This window comes from uncultured Aurantimicrobium sp., assembly GCF_936931525.1.
Classification (GTDB): Bacteria; Actinomycetota; Actinomycetes; order Actinomycetales; family Microbacteriaceae; genus Aurantimicrobium.
Window position 1 is genome coordinate 1 of record NZ_CAKZII010000130.1, and the last position, 2,396, is coordinate 2,396.

4 protein-coding genes are annotated in these 2,396 nt (G+C 50.4%); 3 read left to right on the top strand and 1 reads right to left on the bottom strand.

The window, feature by feature from the left end; genetic code table 11:
* Positions 1-560: acyltransferase family protein (locus Q0362_RS06120; protein WP_366099781.1), on the bottom strand; the 560-nt coding region annotated here is incomplete at its 3' end.
* A gap of 18 nt (positions 561-578) precedes the next feature.
* On the opposite strand from Q0362_RS06120, the gene Q0362_RS06125 reads away from it, so the two are divergent.
* The 3 genes from Q0362_RS06125 to Q0362_RS06135 all read left to right on the top strand — a co-directional run.
* Positions 579-1,340, top strand: a complete 762-nt coding sequence (locus Q0362_RS06125; protein WP_298121293.1) for a potassium channel family protein — start codon at positions 579-581, stop codon at positions 1,338-1,340.
* The gene (locus tag Q0362_RS06130; protein WP_298121295.1) at positions 1,318-2,034 is read left to right on the top strand and encodes a uracil-DNA glycosylase; all 717 of its coding nucleotides are present in this window, start codon (positions 1,318-1,320) and stop codon (positions 2,032-2,034) included. The genes Q0362_RS06125 and Q0362_RS06130 overlap by 23 nt, the downstream gene beginning before the upstream one ends.
* A gap of 16 nt (positions 2,035-2,050) precedes the next feature.
* Positions 2,051-2,396, top strand: a 346-nt coding sequence (locus Q0362_RS06135; RefSeq protein ID WP_298121298.1) for a GNAT family N-acetyltransferase, incomplete at its 3' end; no start/stop codon positions are given.

Genomic DNA, 2,396 nt, shown 5'->3' on the forward strand with positions numbered 1-2,396 from the left:
ATGACTGACTGTGAACACATAGCCATCCAGCGCTCGCCGAGGTTCCATTCCCGAAGTTGCCAGCCAAAGACGAAAAATGGCAAGAATCCCAAAACTCGGGCAGCTGAGAATGTTTGGTCGATGGGGAAGTAGCCGGCAGCGATGGAAATCACGATGCTAATCAGCAGCGGGTACTTCAACGCCACCAAATAAGGCAAAACAATGCGCCAAATAGCTAAGGCAAGCAGGAACCAGAGAGTCCACGAAGCTCTGGTGAGGTCAAGGCGGAAGTTCCCGTTGTAGAAGAAGAGCACTACTGACCAGATCACTTCAAAGATGATGTACGGAACAAGGATGTCCGTGAAGACGGAGCGAATACGGTTGTCGTCCGGAGCTGTTCCGCGTGTGAAGTAACCAGAAACAGCGACAAAGACAGGAACGTGGAATGCATAGATGAAGACATACAGAGTGAATGCGGCATCATTCTCGCCCACCATCTTGGTGAGGGTGTGACCCGCAACCATGAGAGCAATGGCTCCAAAACGGGCGTTATCCCATAACGCAACCCGCTGTGTGCTCATATTAACTAGCCTAGAACTATGGAATCAGCTCCAAAGCCACTTGTGATGAACGCCGCAGGCGTTCTTGTAGAAGACACCAGAAGCCCGAAAGAAATTGTGTGGGAGAAATACACCACCCTGCCTTTCATCTTCCTGTCCTTTATCTTCTTGCTGGGATATTCCGTTCTGATCCTCAACGATGAGGTTTTTACCCAGGGCGTAGATAAGTACATCCTCCTCACCTTGGGTCTTATCTGGTTGCTGTTCATCATTGACTACTTTGTTCGACTCACACTTTCAACCAATAAGCGCATCTATTTCAAGCGAAACGTCATTGACCTGATTTCCATGGCCATCCCGTTCACGCGACCTTTCTTGCTGTTGATGTATTTATCTAGGCTTCGGTTCTTCCGGGGGCGCCAGGGCTCTTCGGTCCGTGCACGCTTGGTTGCATACGGCTCTTCTTTTGCCTTGATGTATGTCTATGTTCTTTCTCTGGCTGTTTATGCCGCGGAACGTAATGCACCTGGCGCCACAATCTTGAACTACGGAGACGCTGTTTGGTGGGCTATTGAAACCATCACCACCGTGGGTTATGGAGACATGATTCCGGTGACAATCACAGGACGCATTTATGCTTCTCTGTTGATGTTGGGTGGCGTTGTCATCGTGGGTGCGACGACAGCAACTGTGGTCTCCTACCTGGGCGAGAAAATTCAGACCGTTCACCGCAAATCACAAGAACACTCATCACACCAGAGCGAAACCCACAAACACGATGACGTTCACCCTCAATCTTGAGGAATTAGCTGGGCAAGGTCTCATTGACCCCAGCTGGGTAGAGCCATTAAACCCTGCGCAAGAATCTCTAGATCTTGTTGCCGAGTTCATTGAACAAGAACTCGTTGCAGGACGTCAGGTTTTCCCTCAGCAGCAGAACATCTTGAGGGCTTTCAAGGTCCCGTTTGGACACATCAAGGTTGTCATTGTTGGGCAAGATCCCTATCCAACTCCAGGAGATGCCGTTGGTTTGTCTTTCTCAGTGGCTCCGGAAAGATCTCAACTCCCGCGCAGTTTGAAGAACATTTTCAAGGAGCTGCAATCAGATCTTGATGTTGAGCAACCATCAAGTGGAGATCTCAGCCCGTGGGCCACGCAGGGTGTGCTTCTACTTAACCGAGTCCTCACAGTCCACTCCGGGGAAGCAGGCTCCCATCGTGGGATTGGCTGGGAACAAGTTACAGAGCAAGCTCTGCGTGCTCTCAATGGGAGAGAAGGTAAACCTCTGGTTGCAGTGTTGTGGGGCAACGATGCCATTGCATCAAAGGATTTCCTGAGTAATGCAGTTGTCATTGAGTCTGCACATCCGAGCCCCCTGTCTGCCTCGCGAGGTTTCTTCGGGTCTAGGCCTTTTAGTCGCGTCAATAAGGCGCTGACAGAACTTGGCCACGATCCGATTGACTGGGCTCTCCCAAGCCAAAGCGCGTTGTTCTAGTAGATAAGCTTGGCTCGTGCTTCCCGAGGAATATCTCAAACCACGACAGCTCCCGTTACATCTGCAGAAACGGCCTGAGCCTGAAGCGCCGTTCTCATTTGAAATCAGGGAAGCCACGGCTGCAGATCTTCCAGATATTCGCGAGATCTATAACTATTACGTGCTCAACAGTGTCGTCACTTTTGATGAAGACCAGATGACACTCAAAGAGTGGAAGCAGAAGTTTGCCTATCTTGAGAAACTCAAGATGCCTTTCATCGTTGCTGTATCTCCTGGAGAACAGGTCCTTGGCTATGCCCTTGTCACTCCCTGGAAGCAAAAACGTGCCTATCGCTACACAGTGGAGAACTCGATCTACCTGC